This is a genomic window from Peptoniphilus sp. KCTC 25270, assembly GCF_021012875.1.
GTDB lineage: Bacteria > Bacillota > Clostridia > Tissierellales > Peptoniphilaceae > JAJMZJ01.
Genome location: NZ_JAJMZJ010000003.1, coordinates 40,491 through 57,939 on the forward strand (window position 1 = coordinate 40,491; position 17,449 = coordinate 57,939).

At 39.2% G+C, this 17,449-nt stretch carries 19 protein-coding genes; 2 read left to right on the forward strand and 17 right to left on the reverse strand.

The genetic code is table 11. The features are described 5' to 3' along the window. Positions 1–37: 37 nt before the first annotated feature. The 12 genes from LQU94_RS05700 to LQU94_RS05755 all read right to left on the reverse strand — a co-directional run bounded on the left by LQU94_RS05700 (position 38) and on the right by LQU94_RS05755 (position 10,094). On the reverse strand, positions 38–610 hold the full coding sequence (locus LQU94_RS05700; protein ID WP_230696735.1) for an NYN domain-containing protein: 573 nt from the start codon (positions 608–610) through the stop codon (positions 38–40). Continuing rightward, positions 564–1,310, reverse strand: coding sequence for a 23S rRNA (guanosine(2251)-2'-O)-methyltransferase RlmB (gene rlmB, locus LQU94_RS05705; RefSeq protein ID WP_230696736.1), 747 nt, complete (start codon positions 1,308–1,310; stop codon positions 564–566). The genes LQU94_RS05700 and rlmB overlap by 47 nt, the downstream gene beginning before the upstream one ends. Before the next feature lies 1 nt (position 1,311). Beyond that, the gene (thyX, locus tag LQU94_RS05710; RefSeq protein ID WP_230696737.1) at positions 1,312–2,073 is read right to left on the reverse strand and encodes an FAD-dependent thymidylate synthase; all 762 of its coding nucleotides are present in this window, start codon (positions 2,071–2,073) and stop codon (positions 1,312–1,314) included. Next, positions 2,051–2,491, reverse strand: a complete 441-nt coding sequence (locus LQU94_RS05715; RefSeq protein ID WP_230696738.1) for a Mini-ribonuclease 3 — start codon at positions 2,489–2,491, stop codon at positions 2,051–2,053. The genes thyX and LQU94_RS05715 overlap by 23 nt, the downstream gene beginning before the upstream one ends. Beyond that, a complete protein-coding gene (gene cysS / locus LQU94_RS05720) occupies positions 2,476–3,867 on the reverse strand; it encodes a cysteine--tRNA ligase (protein ID WP_230696739.1) in 1,392 nt (463 codons plus the stop codon). Before cysS ends, LQU94_RS05715 begins: the two co-directional genes overlap by 16 nt. After that, the gene (locus tag LQU94_RS05725) at positions 3,854–4,606 is read right to left on the reverse strand and encodes a gamma-glutamyl-gamma-aminobutyrate hydrolase family protein (protein ID WP_230696740.1); all 753 of its coding nucleotides are present in this window, start codon (positions 4,604–4,606) and stop codon (positions 3,854–3,856) included. The genes cysS and LQU94_RS05725 overlap by 14 nt, the downstream gene beginning before the upstream one ends. A gap of 91 nt (positions 4,607–4,697) precedes the next feature. Next, a complete protein-coding gene (locus LQU94_RS05730; RefSeq protein WP_230696741.1) occupies positions 4,698–5,729 on the reverse strand; it encodes a hypothetical protein in 1,032 nt (343 codons plus the stop codon). Between the two features lie 125 nt (positions 5,730–5,854). Further along, positions 5,855–7,486: a chaperonin GroEL gene (gene groL / locus LQU94_RS05735; RefSeq protein ID WP_230696742.1), complete on the reverse strand. Its 1,632-nt coding sequence runs from the start codon at positions 7,484–7,486 to the stop codon at positions 5,855–5,857. Between the two features lie 15 nt (positions 7,487–7,501). After that, on the reverse strand, positions 7,502–7,783 hold the full coding sequence (locus LQU94_RS05740) for a co-chaperone GroES (RefSeq protein WP_230696743.1): 282 nt from the start codon (positions 7,781–7,783) through the stop codon (positions 7,502–7,504). Between the two features lie 100 nt (positions 7,784–7,883). Next, on the reverse strand, positions 7,884–8,585 hold the full coding sequence (locus tag LQU94_RS05745; RefSeq protein WP_230696744.1) for a DUF554 domain-containing protein: 702 nt from the start codon (positions 8,583–8,585) through the stop codon (positions 7,884–7,886). 4 nt (positions 8,586–8,589) lie between these two features. Further along, positions 8,590–9,402 carry a DNA-3-methyladenine glycosylase gene (locus LQU94_RS05750; protein WP_230696745.1) on the reverse strand — a complete coding sequence of 271 codons (813 nt, stop codon included), beginning with the start codon at positions 9,400–9,402 and terminating at the stop codon, positions 8,590–8,592. A gap of 50 nt (positions 9,403–9,452) precedes the next feature. After that, positions 9,453–10,094, reverse strand: coding sequence for a redox-sensing transcriptional repressor Rex (locus tag LQU94_RS05755; RefSeq protein WP_230696746.1), 642 nt, complete (start codon positions 10,092–10,094; stop codon positions 9,453–9,455). A gap of 173 nt (positions 10,095–10,267) precedes the next feature. On the opposite strand from LQU94_RS05755, the gene LQU94_RS05760 reads away from it, so the two are divergent. After that, the gene (locus tag LQU94_RS05760) at positions 10,268–12,166 is read left to right on the forward strand and encodes an ABC-F family ATP-binding cassette domain-containing protein (RefSeq protein WP_230696747.1); all 1,899 of its coding nucleotides are present in this window, start codon (positions 10,268–10,270) and stop codon (positions 12,164–12,166) included. A 435-nt stretch (positions 12,167–12,601) separates the two neighbouring features. Here LQU94_RS05760 and tsaD read toward each other — a convergent pair whose 3' ends face one another. The 5 genes from tsaD to LQU94_RS05785 form a co-directional block, all read right to left on the reverse strand. Continuing rightward, complete coding sequence (gene tsaD, locus LQU94_RS05765; RefSeq protein ID WP_230696748.1) at positions 12,602–13,606, reverse strand: tRNA (adenosine(37)-N6)-threonylcarbamoyltransferase complex transferase subunit TsaD; 1,005 nt, start codon at positions 13,604–13,606, stop codon at positions 12,602–12,604. 5 nt (positions 13,607–13,611) lie between these two features. Beyond that, positions 13,612–14,058: a ribosomal protein S18-alanine N-acetyltransferase gene (rimI, locus tag LQU94_RS05770; RefSeq protein ID WP_230696749.1), complete on the reverse strand. Its 447-nt coding sequence runs from the start codon at positions 14,056–14,058 to the stop codon at positions 13,612–13,614. Beyond that, positions 14,042–14,743, reverse strand: coding sequence for a tRNA (adenosine(37)-N6)-threonylcarbamoyltransferase complex dimerization subunit type 1 TsaB (tsaB, locus tag LQU94_RS05775; RefSeq protein WP_230696750.1), 702 nt, complete (start codon positions 14,741–14,743; stop codon positions 14,042–14,044). The genes rimI and tsaB overlap by 17 nt, the downstream gene beginning before the upstream one ends. Next, positions 14,724–15,188, reverse strand: a complete 465-nt coding sequence (gene tsaE, locus LQU94_RS05780; RefSeq protein ID WP_230696751.1) for a tRNA (adenosine(37)-N6)-threonylcarbamoyltransferase complex ATPase subunit type 1 TsaE — start codon at positions 15,186–15,188, stop codon at positions 14,724–14,726. The genes tsaB and tsaE overlap by 20 nt, the downstream gene beginning before the upstream one ends. Before the next feature lie 84 nt (positions 15,189–15,272). Then, positions 15,273–16,625, reverse strand: coding sequence for a S1C family serine protease (locus LQU94_RS05785; protein ID WP_230696752.1), 1,353 nt, complete (start codon positions 16,623–16,625; stop codon positions 15,273–15,275). Between the two features lie 134 nt (positions 16,626–16,759). On the opposite strand from LQU94_RS05785, the gene LQU94_RS05790 reads away from it, so the two are divergent. Further along, on the forward strand, positions 16,760–17,434 hold the full coding sequence (locus LQU94_RS05790; RefSeq protein ID WP_230696753.1) for an MBL fold metallo-hydrolase: 675 nt from the start codon (positions 16,760–16,762) through the stop codon (positions 17,432–17,434). Positions 17,435–17,449 lie beyond the last annotated feature (15 nt).

The following is a 17,449-nucleotide window of genomic DNA, read 5'->3' on the forward strand; positions in this document are numbered from 1 at the left end:
ACAAATACAAAAAGAGAAATAACTACAGATTTCGTCGTTATTTCTCTTTTTCTTTTAGTTGATTTTTTATTTTTCTTAAATCTTCGAGAACTTCTTCCCCCAAGCCGTTTCTTAATCGCTGTACTTTTTTGATTCGTTTTGCTTCCAAACGAATGTGATTTTCTATGTTTTCTACCTCAATTTCCAGCTCTCTCGCTGAAATTCTTCGTCCTCCGCGAGCCAAAATCAACTGTTGTTCAATATGATCCGAGGTGGCCACGGCTACATCTTTTACTCGCCCAATATGGGTGAGTTCTTTTTCGATATAATGATCCGCGGTTTCCAATTCTTTTGTATAGACAATTTCAATTCCATTCTTTTTCTCAATGCTGCCTTCGCTTCCTTTGACCTTATAGGCATCAAAAACCAGAATAATAGACCACCCGGTAATGTGGGCGTATTCTATTAATTTTTCCATTAGTTTTTCCCTGGCTTGTTCTAAGTCTTCTTCCATAAGTTGGGAGAGGCCGGCCCATTGATTGAGAATGTTATAACCGTCTACAAAGAGGTAGCGCCCTTCTCGATTATAGCGTCTTCTTTTTCTTGCCATGATTTTGGCGACTGATTTCATAGAGTACCACTGAAGCGGCTACAGAGGCATTTAGGGAATCAAATTCCCTCTCCATAGGAATGGTAATTTTTATATCAACTTTTTCGCCGATTTTTTTGCTCAGTCCTTTTCCTTCTGCCCCAATCACAATGGCTACAGGCCCTGTTAAATTGGTGTCGTATAAGGTTTCTCCTCCTAGATCGCAACCGTAGGTCCAAATTCCTTTTTCTTTTAATTCCTCTACGGCACGACCTAAGTTGGTAACTTTTGCCACTTTCATATGATCAACGGCTCCAGCAGAAGTTTTGAAAACCGTTCCGTTTACAGAAGCGGATCGATTTTTGGGAATAACAACTCCATGGGCGCCTAGGGCCAAGGAAGAACGGATAATCGCTCCTAAATTGTGAGGATCCGTAATTCCATCTAATAAAACGATCAAAGGATCTTCGCCCTTTTCTTTGGCTTCTGCTAGCATATCGTCTATGGTTGAATAGACAAAATCTGTAACATAGGCCACAAAACCTTGGTGGTTTTGGTAGTCGCACATTTCGTCCAAGCGAGATTTGTCTCGTTCAATCACTTCAACCCCTAAATCTTTGGCACGGCCACGAATTTTTTTTGCCGTCCCTTCTTTTAGTCCCCTTTGAACGTAAATGCGATCCATATTTTCCCCAAGGGCTTCTAGTACGGGATTTCTCCCAAATATCATTTGTGATTTCATTTTATAATTCCTCCAGGAAAAATTTTCTCATTTCTTCGGCTCGTCCACAGGACATTTTTCCTTCTGGGCAAGCTCCTCTTACACAACTGGGTCCCGATTTTGCAAACAAAGTCGGATAGGTTTCTTTGGCGATTCGCAACATTTCTGTGGCCATTTCACGAATTTCCCATTGAGCTCTTTGACAAGTGCGAATGGAAAAAAAGTGAAGAAGCGTTCGAATGTTCATGGTTACCACAATTTTTGTTTCGCAAGCATTAGGGAATACGTAGCGGGCATCTTCAATGCTCATTTTTTGTGCTTTTTTCTCCGCTTCTTCCTTAGAAAGTCCTCTCTCGATCCCCTCTTTCACATGGCCTTCCATTAAAGCATCTACCAAAGCGATATAAGCTTGTCGATCCGCTTCCATGGTTTTTTCATAGAGAGCTTTCGCTTCTGGAATGGCTTCAATAGAAGGAGGAATTATGTATTGAAAATCGTCCAATGGAACGTATCTTTGCGATTGTTGAGAATAACTGGCCAAACGATGTCGCACCAATTGATGGGTCAAAACACGGCTTACTCCTTCAACGGCAAAGGTCATACTTACGTGTTCCATGGGAGAGGCGTGGGAAATGGAAGTTAACATGGTCAAAAAAGATTCTACGGAATCTTCGGTTAGTTTTTCTTCAATTTCTTCTACTCCTACAGCGGAATAGCAAAGTTTTGCTGATTTTGCAATGAGTTCTTCTCCATTGGGCGTACTACTTAGTAATTTTACTTTCATCGTCCAATATCCTTTCTATTTCTTGAAAATACCAGGCCAAACGTTCTTTTTGATTGCTAATATACAAATATCCCATTAAAGCTTCAAACCCTGTGGCGTTACGATAATCATGGACTGTGGCATTTTTTGCCATGGTTTTTTGATTGGTATTTCTCCCTCTTCGAAAAACCCCTTCTTCTTCCTTGGTAAAATAAGGAGATAGAGCCACCGCTAAGTCCGATTGCCCTTTGGCGCATACAATTTTTGCTGCCATACGATGCATTTGATTTACCTTTTGCGGTTGAGCCATGAGTTTTGTTCTTACAAACAATTCAAAGACCCCATCGCCTAGGAATGCTAGGACGAGGGGGTTTTGTTGTTGCGCCTCTTGAGGCGTCATTTTTTCTCTAAGAAAGATTTCCATTAGGCTCTCTTCCATGTGGTTCCTTCTCTTGTGTCTTCAATTAAAATGTTCATAGACAATAATTGTTCACGAATTTCGTCAGCTCGTTTGAAATCTTTGTTTTTCCGTGCTTCTTGGCGTTCTTGGATCAACGCTTCCACTTCTTCGTCGGCGCCATCTTCTGCTTCTCGGTCCAAAATGCCCAATACACGAGAAAGCTCTAAGAAAATTTCTTCTACGCGAGTTAATGTTTCTTTGGTTGCCTCCCCAGAAAGGTATACGTTAATATCTTTTCCCATAGAGAATAAGAATCCGACAGCGGCGGCTGTATTTAAGTCATCTTCCATTACAGAAATAAACTCTTTTTTGTATTCTTCCATTTTTTCAATGAAGGCTTCATCTCTTGGACCACTTTCGCTATTTTCCACTCCACGGCGCAAATGATCTCGTACATTATACAAACGATCCAACCCGGCTTTGGTTTGGGCCATGGCATCATAGGAATAGTTAATTGGGCTACGATAATGAGCCCCTAATAAGAAGAAACGCAATACTTCTAAATCAAAGACTTCCGAAACTTCACGAACGGTAAAGAAATTTCCTAAGGATTTACTCATCTTTGTGCCGTCTACTGTAATCATTCCGTTGTGCAACCAGTAGTTGGCGAATGTTTTTCCTGTTAACGTTTCAGATTGAGCGATTTCGTTTTCGTGGTGAGGGAATTGCAAATCTTCTCCTCCAGAATGAATGTCAATGGTATCTCCCAATAGAGATTTTGCCATTACAGAGCACTCAATATGCCATCCTGGACGACCTTCTCCCCATGGACTGTCCCAAGCAGGTTCCCCTTCTTTTTTTCCTTTCCAAAGAACGAAGTCCCCGGGATTTTTCTTGCCACTATTTACGGCAATGCGAGCCCCACTCATTAAATCTTCAATTTTCTTCCCAGATAATTTTCCGTAATCTTCTGCTTTTGTAATATCGAAATACACATCTCCATCCATTGGATAGGCTACGTCTTTGTCCACCAATCCTTGAATGAATTCAATAATGGGTTCGATGTATTCTGTGGCTCTTGGATTGATGGTTTTGTAATCGTAAAGATTCAATCCATTGGCATCTTTTTTGAATTCTTCAATGTATTTGTCCGCAATGGCCAAAACCGTTGTGTTTTCCTCTTTGGCACGATTGATTAACTTATCGTCAATATCTGTAAAGTTTACGACAAATTTTACGTCCAATCCTCGATAAATAAAGAAGCGTCGCAAAGTATCGAACACCACCAAAGGTCTTGCGTTTCCAACGTGAATAAAGTTGTATACCGTTGGTCCACAATTGTACATGCGTACTTCCCCTTCATGAATGGGCTTGAATTCTTCTTTCTTTCTTGTGAGTGAATTATAAAGTTTCATTCTTTTCTCCTTTAATTTCTTCTCGATACTCCTGGGCTGCTTTCACAAAGGAGCGGAATAAATGTCCATTGGCTTCGTCTTGATTGTATAAATATTCAGGGTGCCATTGCACTCCTACCAAATAACGATATTCGGGTCCATATAGGGCTTCAATAAATCCATCCTCAGACCAAAGCAAATCTACAAGTCCCTCTCCCATTTCTTTTACGGCTTGATGATGAAGAGAATTTACCTCTAAATCATTGCAACCGAAAAAGTCTGTTTTCAAATCTTTATTTTTTACACTTACTTTATGAACACATTGATAATAAGGAGTATCTCTCACCTCGTGAGAAATGCAAGCACCACAATCTGGCGTTAAATCCTGATGTAGACTTCCTCCTTTGACTACATTGATCAATTGCATTCCCCGGCAAATTCCAAGGACGGGAATATCCCGCTCCAAAATATGAGGCAAAAGACCAAATTCCAAAATATCTCTAGGAGGAGCAAAGGGACCGATTTTGTCTCCGTTTTCTTCTCCATAATGTTCTGCTGGAAAATCGTGACCGCCTGTAAATAAAAAGCCATCACATCGTTCCAAAATACTTTCAAAGTCTTCTATCTTAAATTCTTCAACAAATGGCAATAACATAGGAATTCCCCCGGCAAAAACCACCGCGTCCAATACTTCTCTTGAGATATACAATTTGTTGTTCTTTTCACTATAGTACGGCGCTACGCCAATTAAAGGTTTCATAAGTTACAGTCCTCCTATAGTAATTATAACGATTTTCCCCCATAAAGAAAAGCTATAGACCGTATCACCTATAGCTTTTTCCTTTTCTTTTCTAACTTAACCACTCATATTCCCTAAGTTGCAATTCTTCACTAAGCCAATGCATAAGAGATGTTGTGTCCATTTCCTTTGCAAAGAGAATGGGGAAATTGTACTGGTTTTTTCGATTGAGAAGCTCTTGGTATTCTTGCGGACGGATGGAATCTACAAATAAAACGTAAATGGTTGAATCGGAATGATCCTCCTCCATAGCTTCTGCTAAATCTTCAAAATTATACCAAGACACCAGACCGCCTTGTTCTTCCAATTCTCGGGTATACTCTCCCTTTTTATGAGGTTCTCCCAACATTCGAATTTCTACGCCTTCTAAAAATCGATCTTCTAAATCGAAACTAGGAAGGCCTTCCTCCCGGCGGGAACAGGCAATGTTTTCTTCTATTTTATGTTTCCAAGTCACTCGTCCATTTAGAATATCTTCTACCCAATAAGCGTAGTCAATGAAATCTCCTTCTTCAATGGACAAATTCCCTAGTTTTGCTTCGTTCAAAATAATTTTAATTGGCGTATTTTCTGCCTCTGAAGATAAAATATAGTAATCTGAAAGTCCCAAATCGTATCGCACTTGGGCAAAACGAATGTCTCGGCGTAGAGATTCGCTATCTCCAAAAGATTTTTCTAGAATCTCGAAATCATATAGCAATTTTCGATTTCCATTGATTACGCGGGTTTCCGCTGCTTTTGCTCGAACCCAATCCCCTTCTTCTACATTCAATCGACGGACAATTTTTTCCGGAATGAAAATTCGGGTATCCCCTAAATCAGCTCCACCTAATTTTAATCGTACTTTTCCTTCGCTAATTCCTTCTCGTTCCTTATGGTATTCCACATGGGGAATTTCTTCTGGCTCTTCTACTTGTTTTGCTATTTCTTTATTTTCTACATCTGGCAATTTAGGAATCATCTTTAACAATTCAAAATATCGTTCCAATTTTTCTGTACTTGCTTCTATGGTTTGCCAATCCATATCATTTATTAGGGCAATCATATCCAACTTGAGTTCCAAAAGCAATTTTTCTTTATTCATAGCAAATCTCCTTTCTTTTCTCTTTTTTTATAAATTTATTTTATCATTATCTACCCTTTTTGTCCTAAAAAACCATCCATATCAAAAAAAAGACCCCCAAATTGGGAGTCTTTATTTGTGCGGAATTACATCATTCCCATTCCGCCGCCCATTCCAGCTAGTGCACTTAAATCTGCACCTTCTGGTTTAATATTGGCAACGGCTGCTTCCGTTGTTAAAATCATTGCCGCAACGGAAGAAGCATTTTGTAAAGCAGATCTTGTTACTTTTGTTGGATCTACAATTCCTGCTTCAATCATATTTACGTATTTGCTATTGAAAGCATCGTATCCTGTACCTTCTTTTTCTCCTTTAATGTGTTCTACAATTACAGAGCCTTCAATTCCGGCATTTTCTGCAATTTGACGCATCGGTTCTTCCAAGGCACGAACGATAATGCTAACTCCGGTTTTTTCGTCCCCTTCGCATTCTTCCAATAGACCTTTGATTTTTTCAATGCAGTCTACCAAAACAACACCACCACCTGGAACAATTCCTTCTTCTACAGCGGCACGTGTTGCTGCCAAAGCATCTTCAATGCGAAGTTTGCGTTCCTTCAATTCTACTTCTGTGGCAGCCCCTACTTGGATTACGGCTACACCACCAGCCATTTTTGCCAAGCGTTCTTGTAATTTTTCCCGATCAAATTCGCTATCTGTTTCTTCAATTTGAGCACGGATTTGGCCAATACGTCCTTCAATATTGTCTTTTTCTCCTGCTCCATTTACAATAACGGTTAAATCTTTTTCTACGCGAACTTTTGCTGCTGTACCTAACATATCTACAGTGGCTTCTTTAATATCGTAGCCTAAATCTTCTGTAATTACGGTACCACCAGTTAATACGGCAATATCTTGTAACATATCTTTTCTACGATCTCCATAGCCTGGTGCTTTTACACCCACTACATTTAGAGTTCCACGCAATTTGTTTACAACCAAAGTGGCCATAGCTTCCCCTTCAATGTCTTCTGCAATTAAGACAATAGGGCGGCTTTCTTGTAAAACTTGTTCCAATAATGGAAGAACATCTTGAATGTTAGAGATTTTTTTATCGGTAATTAAAATATAAGGATTTTCTAATTCTGCTACCATTTTTTCGTTGTCTGTAACCATATAAGGGCTTACATATCCACGATCAAATTGCATTCCTTCTACAACGTCTAATTTGGTTCCCATGGAACGGCTTTCTTCTACAGCAATAACGCCATCTTGGCCAACTTTTTCCATGGCTTCTGCAATCAAACGACCAATTTCTTCATCAGCAGCCGAAATCGCCGCAACATTGGCAATGGCTTCGGAATTGTTTACTGGTACAGAGAATTTTTTCAATTCTTCTACAGTTGCTTCCACCGCTTTTTTGATTCCTTTTTGAAGCACCATTGGATTGGCTCCGGCCGCTAAATTTTTCAAACCTTCACGAATAATCGCTTGGGCCAATAGAGTAGCGGTTGTCGTACCGTCACCGGCTACGTCATTGGTTTTTGTGGCTACTTCTTTTACCAGTTGAGCCCCCATATTTTCAAAGACATCATCCAATTCAATTTCTCTTGCAATGGTAACCCCATCGTTTGTAATTAGTGGGGCGCCAAATTCTTTATCCAATACGACATTGCGACCTTTTGGTCCCAATGTAACTTTTACTGTATCTGCTAGAATATTGATTCCACGAACCATACCTTCTCTAGCGTCTGAACTAAATTTAATTTCTTTTGCCATATTCAGTCCCTCCTATTATCCAATTACTGCCAATAGATCTTGGTATTTAATTACGATGACTTTTTCTCCATCCATTTCCACTTCACTACCAGCGTATTTACTATAAATTACTTTGTCTTTTACTTTCAAATCTACTTTTATTTCTTTATGATTTAATAATTCTTCGCTAATGGCAACGACTTCCGCCAAATTGCTTTCTTCCTTTGCTGTATCTGGCAAAACAATTCCGCTAGCCGTTACGTTTTCTTTTTCTACTTTTTTTATTACAACACGTTCCCCTAAAGGTCTAATATTCATTTTGTGTCCTCCTTTTACTTTTTTGTTAGCACTCTTTCTTATTGAGTGCTAATCCCTCTGTTCTTAATAATACCCTTTTTTTGAAAAATTGTAAAGCTTTTTATAAAGAAAATCCCAATAAAGAGGCTACGCCATAAACAATGACAGGAATGGGGATCGCTGGCAAAAAGTTGGCTACTGGCAAATCTTTTTTATCGAAAAACATTTTGATTCCTATGCCCATTACAATAATTCCTCCTGCTGAAGTTAAATCTTGCATTACGGCATCGGTTAAAAAGGGCGCCAATATTTTGGCAAATAGAAAAATAAGAGTTTGTACGCCAAATACAGAGATACTACTTAATAAAACCCCTACGCCTAGTGTTGTGGCAAAAATCACAGCAGAAACGCCGTCTAAAATTCCCTTTACCAACAAGGTATCAATATTTCCTGTAAGTCCCGCTTGCAACGGACCTAAGATTGCCATGGATCCAATGCAATACACCAAGGAAGTAGCAATAAAGGCTGCCATTGGTTTTGGCCCATCTCCTTTGGCAAATTTTGCGTCAATCCGATTTCCCCATGCGACCAATTTTTCATCGATTTCTAAAGCCTGTCCAATGGCTGCTCCTGCCGTAACGGCACAGAGCACAACGGGAACTTGTCGAACTTCTAATGCCATTTGAATTCCTAAAAATATAATGCAAAGGCCCAAAGCCGACATCATAAAACTTTGGACTTTATCGCTGATTCGATTCCCTACCAATAGACCTAAGACGCCGCCTACAACAATTAATATAGAATTTATTATGATCCCTATCATTTTTTCACCTCAAAAATGTCTTGTTTTGAAAGAGAATTTGTTGCACAAGGCCTGCATTCTCTTGAAATTTATTCTGTCCAAATTGTGCCATAGATTCTCGATTGGGAAAAGAACCGTATAATTCCTCCACGGCTCGTTCCATCCAAACATCTACAGGAAAGCTGTCTTCCTTTCCAAAGCCAAAAAGCAAAATACAATCGGCGGCTTTTTTCCCTACACCAAATAATTTTTGTATTTCTTCTAAAGCGCGGGGATATTCCATGGAATGGATTCTATAAAAATCCACTTCCCCCTTTGCAATTTGTTCTGCGCTTCTTACCAAATACTTATCTCGATAGCCTGCACCAATGGTTTTCCGCAATTCTTCAGGAGAAATTTCTTTTACTCTTTCTGGTTTTGGCAAAGAATAAAACGTTTCTCCTTGGACCGTTTCCAATTTTTCTCCATACTGCTCTCCCAAACGATAGATGGAATTTTGGATTCGCTTCATATTGTTGTTGGTAGACAGCAAAAAAGCCAAGGTCGCATCCCAGGGATTTTGTCGTAAAATTCGAAGACCCTCACTGTTTTTTAATAGAGGACGAAGTTCTTCTTCCTCTTCCAATTTAGAAAAAATCTGTTGATAATCTCGGTTCCATTGAAAAAATTCCTTTAGCGTTTTTTCTTCTCCATGAATTTTCCACTGATTTCCTCTTTCTTCAATAAACCAAAAATCCTCTCCATTTACCAGTCCCCATCCCGTATCCAAGGATTTCCAGTGAAAATATTGCCCCGAACGAAGACAGAGTTCTAAATCCAAAAAAGGCGGCTTTTTCATTATTTTCTCCTATATTTAGATAATAAGAAACCACCGTTATGGTACGGTGGTTAACGATTCGCTTCGGTTAAATAATAACTCAAAGTCAATAAGCTATCATTCAAACGCACACTTTCTACAATTACATCTTCTGGAGCGGATATATCCGTTGGGGCAAAATTCCAAATTCCTTTAATTCCTGCTGCCACCAAACGATCTACAACGGTTTGTGCGCCTTCTTTTGGCAAGGTAATAATCGCTACTTTGATTTCTGGATGAGCACTTAAATAGTCTTCCATATCCTCAATATCAAGGACGATTCCATGGCCAACTTCTTTGCCGACAATGTTTTTATCTCTGTCGAATAAAGCCACAATATCGAATCCGCTTTCTTCAAATCCTTTATAACAGCTAATTACAGATCCCAAGCGTCCAGCCCCTACAACAATGGACTTGTATACCATTGAAATCCCTAAAATCTTTTCGATTTCTTCTCGTAATAAAGTAACTTTGTATCCGTAGCCCTGTTGTCCAAATCCTCCAAAGTTGTTAAAATCTTGACGAATTTGTGATGCAGTAAATCCTGTAAGGTTGCTTAGTTCTTGGGAAGAAACTCTATCTTCTCCATTTTCTAATAGCTCCGTTAAATAGCGATGATATTTTGGTAAGCGACGGATAACCGTTTCCGAGACTTTGTTTTTGTTTTTTTCCATAATGTTGCAACCTCCCAAATCTATAATGAAATATAAATGCCTTGTTAGTTAAATTTTTACCTATGTATTTAGTATACTCGATTTCCCTACAATTGAAAAGGGATTACGAAGAGTTTTGTCAATACTTTTCATTTTTTTTCAAATCTGATATATTGAAAGGAAGGAGGCAGAACGTGGCATTTGTAACTGTATCAAATTTATCAAAAACCTATGTAGCAGATCCTATTTTTGAGGATCTGTCCTTTCGTATAGAAGCAGGAGAAAAAGTTGGCCTAATTGGAAACAACGGAACGGGAAAAACGACTCTTATGGAAATCTTAGCCGATATTATTGGAAAAGATTCTGGCGAAGTCCGATATCAAAAAGATTTGGAAATCGGCTATCTTTCCCAACACGCAACCGTTGAAGATGAGGCGACGGTCTATGATTCCTGTATGGAAAATTTTCGAGATTTAATAGAACTGGAAAAACAACTTCGAAATATGGAAGAAGAAATGAGCCATTTACAAGGGGATGAATTGGAAATTCACATGAATCGTTATTCCCGAAAAATGGAATATTTCGAAGAAAAGGGGGGATACGGTCGAGAATCTGCCGTTCGAGGAACCTTGATTGGATTGGGATTTAAGGAATCTGAATTCTCTCAAAAAGCCTCTACCCTTTCTGGTGGACAAAAATCTCGATTGGCCTTGGCAAAACTCCTTTTAAGAAAACCGGACTTGCTATTGTTGGACGAGCCCACCAACCATTTGGATATTGATGCCATTACTTGGTTGGAAAAATTCTTAGTGGATTTTAAGGGAGCACTACTTTTAATCAGCCATGACCGGTATTTCTTAGATCGTATTGTCAATCGTATTTTACTTTTGGAAAACAAAAAACTCTATTCCTACAATGGGGATTATAGCACCTATGTTGTTAAGAGAAAACGAGATTTGGAAGAGCGGGCCCGAGCCTATGCCAACCAACAAAAGGAAATCAAGCGTCAAGAGGAGATCATCAAACGCTACACGTCTTGGAATCGAGAACGTTCCTTAAAAGCGGCTCGCAGCCGCCAAAAAATGTTGGATAAAATCGAAAGAATCGAAGATGTGGAGCATACCCAATCAGCGAAAATCTATTTTGAACCGAGGAAACCTAGTGGAAAAGATGTATTATTAGTAGAAAATCTTACGAAGGAATTTCCTGACAAACCTCTTTTTACGGATATTTCTTTTCCTATTTATAAAGGGGAGAGAGTGGGATTAATTGGTCCAAATGGCGTAGGAAAAACGACTCTTCTTCGAATTCTACGGGGGGAGGCTCAAGCCACACGGGGAGAATTTCATCTTGGTACGGGGGTAGAAATGGCCTATTTTGATCAAGAGATGATCAACTTAGACGATAGCAAAACCGTTATGGAAGAAATTTGGGACAAATATCCTCAATTGGATCATTACCAAATCCGAACCTATTTGGCGCAGTTTTTGTTCACGGGAGACGATTTGCTAAAACAAGTGGGAGATTTATCCGGTGGCGAAAAGGGTCGTTTGAGTTTGTTAGAGCTTATGTTAAGTCAAGGAAATTTCTTGCTACTAGACGAACCGACCAACCATTTGGATATTGATAGCAAAGAAATTTTGGAAGAGGCTTTGAATAAATATACGGGCACGATTTTAACCATCAGTCATGACCGATGTTTTCTCAACAACGTAGCCACTAAAATCATTGCTCTAGGCCCAGAGGGAATTCTTTTGGTAGAGGGGAACTACGATTATTATCTTCAAAAACTGGAAGAATTAAAGGAGCCAGAAAAAGAGGAAATGATAAAAACTCGCACCGATGTGGACCGAGAAAAGAAAGAATCCCGGGAACAGAGAAAAGAAAAACGAAAACAACAGGCGCTGCTTCGAGATTTGGAAGGGAAAATTTCAGAATTGGAGGAATCCATTGAGACATTGGATGAACAATTGGCGAATCCTTCTACCTATGATGACCATGAAGCGGCCCTAAACATTCATCGAGAGAGAGAAAATTTGCAAAAAGAATTGGACGAAGTCTATGGAAAATGGGTTGAATCCATGGAAGAATAAGCACCTGGAAAAGGTGCTTATTTTTTTGCACTCTTGCACTTTTTATTGGGATTATCATTTAGAAATTTGTAAATATTATTTTCATCTCATTTTCTTTCTGGAAAATATTAACCACACTTTCCACAGTTTTATCCACCGTTATCCCCCTAATTTATCGTTTTCCACAAACTTATCCACATTATCCACAGACTTATGCACGGTTTTCCCGTGGATAAACCTTATTTTGTTTATTTTCTATCTTAGCCTTGATTTTACAGTCTTTTTACATTCATTGCACTTTTTGCCCTTTTCTTCCCCTACTTTATCATTATCATTACCATATATTTTTAATTCTTTTTAGATATTGATGGGTTAGAAAATTTTATCCATTTGGCAAAAGCTTTTTTCCCATAAAAAAACTGCCAAGAATTTTTCTTTCTTCGCAGTTTTTTCTTTTTATTCTTTTTCCAATCCTAAATTGGGATCCGCATAGACTATATTTTCTCGATTTTTAGAATGATATTCATAGTATCCAGCACTGGCAATCATGGCTGCGTTATCTGTACACAAAATGGAATCGGGATAATAAATCGTAAATCCTTCCTTCTCCCCTCGCTCTTCCATGGCTTTTCGCAAAGCCGAATTGGCACTAACGCCACCGGCCAAAACAATGGTTTTCTCTCCCGTTTCATAGGCCAAATGATAGGTTTTTTCTACCAAAACCTCCACTACGGCATCTTGGAAAGAACGGGCCATGTTTTCTGGAACGATTTCTATTCCCTTTTGTTTGGCAATATTCAATTCGTTTAATACGGCTGTTTTTAGTCCTGAAAAACTAAAATCGTAACTATCTTTTTCTAACCAAACTCGTGGCAAATCGTAGGTAGGTTCTCCTTCTTTGGCCAATTTGTCAATAATGGGACCGCCTGGATAGCCAATTCCCATGGCTCGGGCTACTTTATCAAAGGCTTCCCCTGCGGCATCATCTCGAGTTCTGCCATACAAAGTGAAATCTACGTAATCATTTACGTGGATCAAATAGCTATGTCCCCCTGAAACAATTAGCCCCACAAAAGGCGGTTCCAATTGGGGATGGGTAATATAGTTGGCGCAAATATGTCCTTTAATGTGATTTACACCTACAAATGGTTTGTTTAGAGCCAAAGCCAAAGTTCGCCCGGCTGTTAATCCTACCAATAGGGCGCCAATTAACCCTGGTCCCCTTGTGGCTGTAATTAAATCAATGTCTTCATATCCTATTCCTGCTTTTTCCATGGCAATATCCAAAACAGGACTGATGCTGCTAACGTGTTTTCGAGAGGCAATTTCTGGTACAACCCCTCCAAACAACCGATGAATTTCAATTTGAGAAGAAATCTCGTTGGATAAAACTTCTCTTCCGTCCTTTACAATAGAAACCGAAGTTTCGTCACAAGAAGATTCAAATCCTAAGGTAATCAATCCTCTCACCACCTTTTCCACAATATAAGTGCATCTTTATGCACGTCTTGATAATAATTTTTCCGCACCCCTTCTACTTCAAATCCCAAGGAACGATAGAGCCCAATGGCAACGTAGTTGTCTTCCCGAACTTCTAAGGTTGCAAACCGCGCTCCTTTTTCATACAAAGCAAAAAGAAAGTGATTCATTAAATATTTCGAAAATCCTTGGCCACGATATTCTTGGTCAATGGCTACATTTCCAATATGGGCTTCATCAATGAGTAAATAGGCTCCTGCGTATCCAATAACAATATCAGAAATGGTTAAAACTTCATAATGAGCCAAGGGATTTTTTATTTCCAATTCAAAATTTTTCCGAGACCAGGGATTGGAGAAGCTTTCTTCTTCAATGGCCATGATTTGGTCAATATCTTCCAAAGTGGCCGGTCTTGTTTTAAGCATCTTCTCCATGTTTTCTCCTATATTCTCGCATAGCTTGAGAAGGACGTACGTAGTTTGGTTCCAATTCGTAGAGATTGTCGCTTCCCTCTTCTTGGAATTTTCTCTGTGCCAAAATCCCTACCGAAGTTCCACGAATTTTTCCATTGTTTGGAGATACGAAGATACTCTCTGGAAGACTTTCCTTTAACTCTTCCCGCGCCACATCCAGTCCATCTCCAATAAATACGACTTCTCCATATTCTTTGGCTTCTTCTATAATAGAAGAAATATCCACGGCATCATCTTTCTTATGACAAATTACTGTCCCTGCTTTTTTCTCATAAATTCCACGATACAAACGATGGCGGCGAGCGTCTAAAACGGGAATCACAATTCCTTCTCCGTCCCATTGTTCTACTAAGGCTTCCAAAGAAGAAACGCCTTTTACCGGAATTCCCAAAACTTGTCCTAGAATTTTTGCTGTGGTTACGGCAATACGAAGGCCTGTGAAAGACCCTGGCCCCGTTCCAACGGCAACCAAATCCATTTCGTTTACTTTCAGATTCAAATGTTTCATCATTTCTTCTACCATGTCCAACATGGATTCCGAATGACGAATGTGTCCTTGCAATTGAAATTCCGATAACAAAACGTCCTCTTCCAAAACTCCAACTGCAACGGTCATTGTGGATGTATCAAAGGCGATGGTTTTCAAATTCCTTCAACTCCTTTTCCAATTCTTTGCTACGAGAGCCAGTTCCTTCTATGGTAAGGCTACGTTCCTCCTGGCTATCTCGACTCCATTCCAAAATCAAAAGATCTTCGGGCAGAGCATCCATTACCAAATCCGCCCATTCAATAACGGAAACGCCAGGAGCATCAATGTATTCTTCGCCCCCAATTTCGTAAAAAGCCTCGGGGGTTTCCAAGCGATAGGCGTCAAAGTGATAAAGGGGAATCTCTCCCTCATATATATTAATCAAAGTAAAAGTAGCACTAGAAACCACCTCATCAATTCCCATTCCCTTTGCCATGGCTTGGGTAAAGGTGGTTTTTCCACTTCCCAAATCACCAATTAAAGCAATGCAATCGTAAGGTTTTACTATCGTTCCTAAAAACTCGCCCACTTTTCTTGTTTCTTCAATATTTTTTAGTTTCATACTTCCTCCTATCCCTTTATTATATCGAAATCTAACCAAAAGGGGAAATAGAAAAGGCCAGCTTTTGCTGACCTTTGTCTGTTTTTATTGTTCCCTTTGAGAATCTTCTCCTTGGAAAGGAACCAAAGAATTCATCCCTTGTTCTTGTTTGGGAACTTTGTAATCTGAAAATTCCAATTCCAAAACTTTTTCTTCCCCATTTCGAGAAATGGTAAGTTTCACTTTATCTCCTGGTTTGTAATTGTACAAATCTCTTCGCAATTCCCCCATACTCGTAAGATCTCGGTCTCCTAGTTTCATAATGATATCGTTGGTTTGAAGACCCGCATTGGCTGCCGGACTATTTTCCTCTACTCCCGCTACTACAACACCTTTTCCATTTGTTTTTAGATCCATGCGATATTGCTTTTCTACAGCAGAAACGCTAACGCCGCTAATTCCCATAGAAACCGCTTCATAAGAACCTGTTTTCATAACTTGTTCAATAATTGGCATTACGCTATCAATTGGTAGGGAGAATCCCAATCCTTCTGCCGTGTTGATTTTTACCGTATTGATTCCAATGACTTTTCCTTCTTTATTTAGCAAAGGACCGCCGCTGTTTCCACTATTGATGGATGCATCCGTTTGGATTAAGCCATCCATATAATTTCCTTCCACTTCTCCAATGTTACGGTTTAATCCTGAAATGACACCAGAAGTTACTGTACGTTGAAAATCTAAGCCCAAAGGATTTCCAATGGCAACGGCTAATTCACCGATTTTCAAATCTTCACTACTTCCGATTTCCATTGTTGGAAGCCCCGTACGGTCTATTTTCACCAAACCAATATCCAAGGTGCTATCAGCCCAGACAACTTTTCCTTCCGCCTCTGTTCCATTATTTAACAAAACATGAACGGTATCTCCTGTTTTTCCTACCACATGGGCATTGGAAACAATGTATCCATCTTCTGAAATAATAAATCCAGAGCCAGAACCTTCTACAGCCATGGGACCAAAGGCAGTCATTTGTGTTGCTTTTGCTGTAATTCCCACAACTGAAGGGGTTGCTTTTTGGGCAACAGCTTCTACATTGGATACAGTGTCTTTTGCGTCAATGGTAATATTTTGTGGGGCTTCATTGGGCATCGTTTTGGAAAAAGCCATCCAAGAAACGCCTCCTCCAATAGCGCCTCCCAATAGAGAAAAAATCAGAGCCCATAGAACGAAACTCTTCCCTCTCTTCTTTTTTCTCTTTGAAACTGGTGGATGAAACATTTCTTCTTTATTTTTTTCAAAAGGATCTTTTTCTTCGTGAACCCTTCTTTCCTCTTCTTGTTTTTCCTCTTTCAAAGAATATTCATCTGACCCCAAGGGGATGGCTTCGTTTATTTTTTCTCCATCCTGTTTTAATGTATCGTCGTTTTCGTTATGATTTACAAATTTATCGTCCATAAAATATTCTCCTTTCCTAACAAATTTATCGTAGTTATAGAATACCCCTAATACTTGAATTTCTTATGAATAAATGTGAATGAATGATGAATTTATTATGGATTGGGTATAAACTTCCTAGAAGGAGGGTGCCCATGAAAGTAAAATTTATACATCATAGCTGCTATACCATTGAACTGGAAAAAACAATTATTGTATTCGACTATACGGAAGGAGAACTCTTACTTCCAAAAGATAAAGATTTAATTTTTGTTGTTACCCATGGACATGGAGATCATTTCCATCCAAATATATTCCAATACAAAAATCGAGCCAAGTATTTAATTTCCACCCATGTGGAAAGTGGATCCAAAGAGGCAGATATTACGTGGATTTCTCCCGATGAAGAAAAATCCATTGACGATATAAAATTCCACGCCTATGGCTCTACCGATGAAGGCATTAGCGTGTTAGTAGAAGCAGAAGGAAAAAATTTATATCATAGTGGAGATTTGAATTTTTGGCTTTGGCCAAGATATATGGCAGAAGACATTAAAAATATGGCCCATGAATTTATGGGAGAGGTGGACAAAGCAAAGGATTTTGCCCCTATTGATGTATTAATGGCCGTTGTGGACCCTAGAATGGGGGATTATTACCATTTAACCGGACAATATTTCTTAAAAACTCTTACCCCCAAGCACTTTTTTCCTTTACACCTTTGGGAAGACTTCGCCTTATCTGAAACTTTTGCAAAACGGTTTCAAAAGGAGTTTTCAAATAGCAACATCCACTCCATTAAGGGAGATGGAGAAGAATTTATCTTATAATTTTAGGAGGATAGA

Bases quoted from the DNA above. Each gene is read 5' to 3' on its own strand.
- LQU94_RS05700 (WP_230696735.1), bottom strand. From the start codon at position 610: ATGAAATCAGTCGCCAAAATCATGGCAAGAAAAAGAAGACGCTATAAT.
- rlmB (WP_230696736.1), bottom strand. From the start codon at position 1,310: ATGAAATCACAAATGATATTTGGGAGAAATCCCGTACTAGAAGCCCTT.
- thyX (WP_230696737.1), bottom strand. From the start codon at position 2,073: ATGAAAGTAAAATTACTAAGTAGTACGCCCAATGGAGAAGAACTCATT.
- LQU94_RS05715 (WP_230696738.1), bottom strand. From the start codon at position 2,491: ATGGAAGAGAGCCTAATGGAAATCTTTCTTAGAGAAAAAATGACGCCT.
- cysS (WP_230696739.1), bottom strand. From the start codon at position 3,867: ATGAAACTTTATAATTCACTCACAAGAAAGAAAGAAGAATTCAAGCCC.
- LQU94_RS05725 (WP_230696740.1), bottom strand. From the start codon at position 4,606: ATGAAACCTTTAATTGGCGTAGCGCCGTACTATAGTGAAAAGAACAAC.
- LQU94_RS05730 (WP_230696741.1), bottom strand. From the start codon at position 5,729: ATGAATAAAGAAAAATTGCTTTTGGAACTCAAGTTGGATATGATTGCC.
- groL (WP_230696742.1), bottom strand. From the start codon at position 7,486: ATGGCAAAAGAAATTAAATTTAGTTCAGACGCTAGAGAAGGTATGGTT.
- LQU94_RS05740 (WP_230696743.1), bottom strand. From the start codon at position 7,783: ATGAATATTAGACCTTTAGGGGAACGTGTTGTAATAAAAAAAGTAGAA.
- LQU94_RS05745 (WP_230696744.1), bottom strand. From the start codon at position 8,585: ATGATAGGGATCATAATAAATTCTATATTAATTGTTGTAGGCGGCGTC.
- LQU94_RS05750 (WP_230696745.1), bottom strand. From the start codon at position 9,402: ATGAAAAAGCCGCCTTTTTTGGATTTAGAACTCTGTCTTCGTTCGGGG.
- LQU94_RS05755 (WP_230696746.1), bottom strand. From the start codon at position 10,094: ATGGAAAAAAACAAAAACAAAGTCTCGGAAACGGTTATCCGTCGCTTA.
- rimI (WP_230696749.1), bottom strand. From the start codon at position 14,058: ATGGAGAAGATGCTTAAAACAAGACCGGCCACTTTGGAAGATATTGAC.
- tsaE (WP_230696751.1), bottom strand. From the start codon at position 15,188: ATGAAACTAAAAAATATTGAAGAAACAAGAAAAGTGGGCGAGTTTTTA.
- LQU94_RS05785 (WP_230696752.1), bottom strand. From the start codon at position 16,625: ATGGACGATAAATTTGTAAATCATAACGAAAACGACGATACATTAAAA.
- LQU94_RS05790 (WP_230696753.1), top strand. From the start codon at position 16,760: ATGAAAGTAAAATTTATACATCATAGCTGCTATACCATTGAACTGGAA.